Below are 4,753 nucleotides of genomic sequence, written 5' to 3' on the forward strand. Positions count from 1 at the left end.
CGGCGCGCCGCCCGCGGCCCCCCAGCCGCCCGCGGAGGCGCCCACGCCGGCCGGCCCCGAGCCCGTGGCACCCAAGCCCGAGACCTCCGAGGACGCCAAGGACGTCTAGGAGCTCATCAGCAGGATCAGGTGGCGTTCACCGGCGCCCGCCGACAGGGCCTTGCCCGGCGCGGCGCCGTGCGCCATCACCAGCGTGCCGGGACGGCTGCGCGGCACCCTGTTGCCGGAGCCGAGCTGGCCGCTGCCGCCCGCGCCCCACGTTAGCGGCGTCCCGTCCGTCAGGATCGCGGCACCGTACGCCTCGCCCGCGTACACCTGGGCGACGCCGCGCAGTTTCGGGCCGTGCCCGGCGGCGACGGTGACGGGTGTGGTGCGCAGCTCCACCGTCCCGTCGCCGAGCTGCCCGGCCGTGTTGTTGCCCCAGGCGACGACCGTGCCGTCCTTGCGCAGCGCGTAGCCGTGCTTCTCCGCCGCGCTGATGCCGGTGACGCCGCCGAGGAAGCCCTTGCCGTGCACACCCGCGACGAGGCCGGGGGTGAGCCGTTCCCGGCGTGACCCGTCGCCGAGCTGCCCGAGGTCGTTGTACCCCCAGGAGGCGACGCGCCCGTCGCGCAGCAGCGCCAGCCCGTACTGGCCGCCGATCGCGATGCGGGTGACGTTGCCGAGGCGTCCGGAGCCGTTCAGGCCGCGCACCGGGACGGGCAGCGACCGGTTCTCGCGGGTGCCGTCGCCGACCATGCCGTAGGCGTTGGCGCCCCAGGCGAGCACCTGCCCGTTGCGGCGCAGCACCAGCTCGGTGTGCCCGTCGGCGGCGATCGCGGTGACGCCGCCGAGCGGTCTGCGCCCGTCCGGTGACCGCACGGTCGTGGGGCCGAGCGGGCCGGTGCGCTCGCCGATCCCGCGCTGCCCGGACGACCCGTCGCCCCACGTCACCACGGTCCCGTCGCGGCGCAGCGCCATCGAGAAGGCGTTGTTCGCGCTGATCGCGACGACGTCGTCCAGGTCGCCGGGGCGCCCGTCGGGGGCGCGGACGGGGACGGGGACGTGCCGGTCCTCGCGGCTGCCGTCGCCGAGCTGGCCGTGGTCGTTGGCGCCCCACGCGACGACCTTGCCGCCGTCGATGACGGCCAGCGAATGCCGGGCGCCGCCGGCGACGGCGTGCACGCGGTCGAGCCGGCCCCGCCCGCCGACCCCGGCGACCGGGGCGAGCTTGAGGTCGATGACGGGACCTGGCCGGCCGAGCTGCCCGTGGTCGTTGAGGCCGCTGGTCCAGACGACGCCGGTCCGCTCGCCCGCCGACCCGGCGGCGGGCGGCAGGGACGACGGCGGTGCCGCGGTGGTGGACGCGGACCGGCTGCACGCCGCCGCCAGGACCATCGGGACGGCCAGGAGCGCGACGAGCGAACGGCGCCCGGCCGTCATGCCGTGCGGACGCAGGCGAACAGGTGCCTGCGGTAGTTGTCCTCGTAGGGCGGGCGGGCGTCCTCGTCGGGGCCGAGGTCGATGATCTCGTCGAAGCTCGTGTTCTCGCGCAGGAACCGCTCGACGCGCGGCGGGTCCCAGCCGCGCAGCGACTCGGCGAACCACGCCTCGTTGTCCTGCCCGGTGTCGAAGAACAGCACCCGGCCGGTGGCGCGGTCCAGGAGCCGGATCAGTTCCTCGGCGCTGACGGACCCGCGGCCGAGGACGAAATGGTGCAGCAGGCTGAAGCACGACACCACGTCCCAGCGGCCGGCGTCGTGGCCGCCGAGAAACTCGACGCAGTCGCCGGTGGAGATGACCCCGTCGCCGAGCCCGTAGACCGCCTGGCCGAGGGGGACGGCGAGCGGGTCGCGCTCGATGCCCTCGGCGGCGAAGCCGCGCCCGGCCATCTGCGCGACGAACCAGCCGTAGCAGCTTGCGACATCGAGGTAGCGGCCTTCGGCGATGCCGCGTTCGCCGAGGAACGCGTCCATCTTGGCGAGCCGGTCGGTGCACTGCCGGACCGTCGTCCAGCCGGACCGCAGCTCGGGCGCGTCGATCGGCTGGTACAGCTCGTGGGTGCCGTCGAGCCAGCTCATCTTGAGCAGCAGGTCCTGCAGGGGGGTGGTGACGGGCAGCCACTTGGCGACGACGTTGGCCCCGTCGGCGCCGCTCATCGCGGCGATCGCGAGACGGTGGTGGCCGTCCAGGATCTGGTACTGGTCGGAGCCGCGGACGGGCGCGACGAGCACCGGGTCCTGCGGGCCGCTCTGCTGCGGGCGGGGTGCCGCGCCGGGCACCTCCTCGCCGCGGTGCCGGGCGATGAACGCGCGGGCCGCGGCGAGCACGCCGGCCTCGTCGGTGCCGCCGAAGTAGTTGCCGCCCGCTTCGATGCAGCGCAGCCCGAGCCGCCCGTAGGCGCTTTCGAGGATCTCGTCGTCGGTCAGGCCGGGCCGCTCGTCCGCGAGGCGGAGCAGGGCGACGTGCGGGCCGTCCAGGAACGGGGTGGACGGCCACAGCAGGTCGCCGGTGCGGTCGGCGAACTCGCGGGCCGTCCAGCCGCCCTGCGCGCCGACGAGGAGCTGGTCGAACCGGACGGGCACCTTCCACGGACGGCGCAGCACGGCGGTGGACACCGCGACGCGGGCGGCGGCCGGGATCGGCAGCGAGCGCCCCGCGTCGACCAGCCGCCCGTACACCGGGCCGCTCGGCGCGAGCCCGCTCTTGCGCAGTACGGCGCGCGACTTCCGGCGTACCTGATCAATTCCTGGCATGGTCAATTCCCGTGGGCAGGGACGCTCCTGGCGGAGGTCGTGTCGGTGGCCGGCGGGGCGGTGGCGCCCGCGGGCCCGGGTGCGGCGCGGCCCCGCCTCCCCGGCAGCAGGGAGGCGAACGCGGTGAGGGACAGCCGCTCGCGACCGCCCCAGAGTAGGGCAACGTACAAGATGGCGCCGGGGATCAGCCCGCAGGCGAGCGCGACCGGGCTGGACCCGGCGACGAGCCGGACGGCCAGCGGCACCGCGGCGAAGCTCACCAGCGCCGAGCCGCCCGCCCAGAACAGCCCGGCGCTCGCCGGGGACATCCCGAGGATGCGGCGGACCTGGACGAGGGCGAGCAGCGTCCGGACGAGCAGCCCGCACGCCCGCGCGATCGCCGCCCCGGCGATCCCGAACGGCGGGATCAGCAGCACGTTCAGCACCAGGTTCACGCCGAGCGCGGCGCTCTGGTTGACCAGGCTCAGCCCGCTGCGGCCCGCCATCAGCAGCATCACGTCACGGGCGCCGGTCGCGGTCGCGACCAGCATCGCCATCGCGAGGATCACGGTGACGACCTCGCCCGTCCCGCGGTACCCGGCGCCGAACGAGCCGACGTAGACCGGCGCGCCGACCGCGATCGACAGGTGCACCGGCCAGGCGAGCACGAGGTTCCAGGACGCGCACACCGCGAAGATCCGCTGCGCGCCGGCCCGGTCGGCGAGCGCCATCAGCCGGCTCACCGCGGGCTGCATGACGTTCTGCACCGCCTGGGTGGCGAGCTGGCTGATCACGATGAACCGGGTCGCGGCGGTGTAGACGGCCGCCTCGCGCGGCGAGCTGAGCGCGGCGACGAGCACGATGTCGGCGCGCTGGAACGCCGTCTGGCAGATCTGCGCGAACGCGCGCGGCGCCGTGAACCGCCAGAAGCCACCCGCCAGCGGACGCCACCCGGCCGGGGACGCGGCGGTGCCGTCCGGGGCGCCGGCGCGGTGCGACCGGCTGATCTTCAGGTACCAGAGCGCGGCGACGGCCAGGCACGGCAGGTAGGGGACCGCCCAGGCCAGCGCGAGCCACATCGCGTCGTCCGACAGCACCGCCGCCGCGATCACGCCGCCGACCTGGAGCGTCTGCCGCAGGATCTTGTCGACCAGGACGGTCGGCCGCATCGAGCCGTACCCGCGGGTCGCCGCGAGCAGCGCGTCGTGCGCGCCCGCCAGCGGCAGGAACAGCGCCAGCACCCGCACCATGTTCACGGCCTGGTCCGGGTCGTCGGCGCCGATGTGGCCCGCCGTCCACGGCGCGGTGAGGGCGAGGACGAGCCCGGCCGCCGCGGCGGTCGCCGCGACCGGGACCAGGGCGACCGGCACCGTCCGGTGCGCCGCGGCCCGGTCGCCGAGCGCGAGATGGCGCGGCAGCCAGCGCAGCAGGCCCGCGTCGGTGCCGAGGCCCGACACCGCCTGCAGGATGATGAACAGCGACGTCGCCGCGAAGAACGTGCCCGCGATCCGCTGCGAGTACAGGTGCGCGACGAGGAAGACCAGCGCGAGTCCCTGGACGCCCGCCACGGCGGCGCCCACCAGGTTGAGGGCGCCGCCCCTCGCCAGCCTGTTCAGATTGGGCCCGCCCGGCGCGGCCTGTCCCGGGGCCGGCCCGGGACCGGCCGCGCCCGGTTCAGGATCCGGCATGCCGCCCCGCCTTGTGCGTCTTGCCGTAGCGGGGCAGGACCTCGCTCGACGTGGGCCCGTCCGCGGAGTCGTTCGGGGGCTCGGGCGGCATGTACTTGGAGATGTCCTCCTGCGTCCGGGCGGAGGCGGACTCCAGCGCCGCCTCCGTCTCCCGCTGCTCGGCGGTGTCCGCGGGCTCGCCGGGTTCGGCGTCGCCCGGCTGCGCCCTGCTCGCCCGCGGCCTGCTCGTCCCGGTGCCCTGGGTGACGTCCGTCGGGGAGACCGGCTTCGGCGCGACGGGCTTGCCCGGCCCGGACGGCGGCTCCAGCGCCGGCGGGGTGGGACGCCGCCCGGGCGGCGGGGCGCCGCGCT

At 76.0% G+C, this 4,753-nt stretch carries 3 protein-coding genes and 1 pseudogene; all 4 read right to left on the minus strand.

All coding sequences use genetic code 11. The annotated features are described in order from the left end of the window. Window positions 1-105: 105 nt before the first annotated feature. Complete coding sequence (locus AF1_RS31980; protein ID WP_067807982.1) at window positions 106-1,422, minus strand: RCC1 domain-containing protein; 1,317 nt, start codon at window positions 1,420-1,422, stop codon at window positions 106-108. Next, window positions 1,419-2,735 carry a ParB N-terminal domain-containing protein gene (locus AF1_RS31985; RefSeq protein ID WP_067807984.1) on the minus strand — a complete coding sequence of 439 codons (1,317 nt, stop codon included), beginning with the start codon at window positions 2,733-2,735 and terminating at the stop codon, window positions 1,419-1,421. The genes AF1_RS31980 and AF1_RS31985 overlap by 4 nt, the downstream gene beginning before the upstream one ends. A gap of 2 nt (window positions 2,736-2,737) precedes the next feature. Beyond that, window positions 2,738-4,402 (minus strand): oligosaccharide flippase family protein, encoded by a 1,665-nt coding sequence (locus tag AF1_RS31990; protein WP_067807987.1) that lies wholly within the window; start codon window positions 4,400-4,402, stop codon window positions 2,738-2,740. Beyond that, window positions 4,389-4,753 (minus strand): annotated as a pseudogene (locus AF1_RS35545) (hypothetical protein); the annotation flags it as partial. The gene AF1_RS31990 and the pseudogene AF1_RS35545, both read right to left, overlap by 14 nt.

Origin of the sequence: Actinomadura formosensis NBRC 14204, from assembly GCF_001552155.1 — a bacterium.
GTDB classification, from domain to species: Bacteria; Actinomycetota; Actinomycetes; order Streptosporangiales; family Streptosporangiaceae; genus Spirillospora; species Spirillospora formosensis.

Coding starts and splice junctions, on each gene's coding strand:
- AF1_RS31980 (WP_067807982.1), bottom strand. CDS start 1,422: ATGACGGCCGGGCGCCGTTCGCTCGTCGCGCTCCTGGCCGTCCCGATG.
- AF1_RS31985 (WP_067807984.1), bottom strand. CDS start 2,735: ATGCCAGGAATTGATCAGGTACGCCGGAAGTCGCGCGCCGTACTGCGC.
- AF1_RS31990 (WP_067807987.1), bottom strand. CDS start 4,402: ATGCCGGATCCTGAACCGGGCGCGGCCGGTCCCGGGCCGGCCCCGGGA.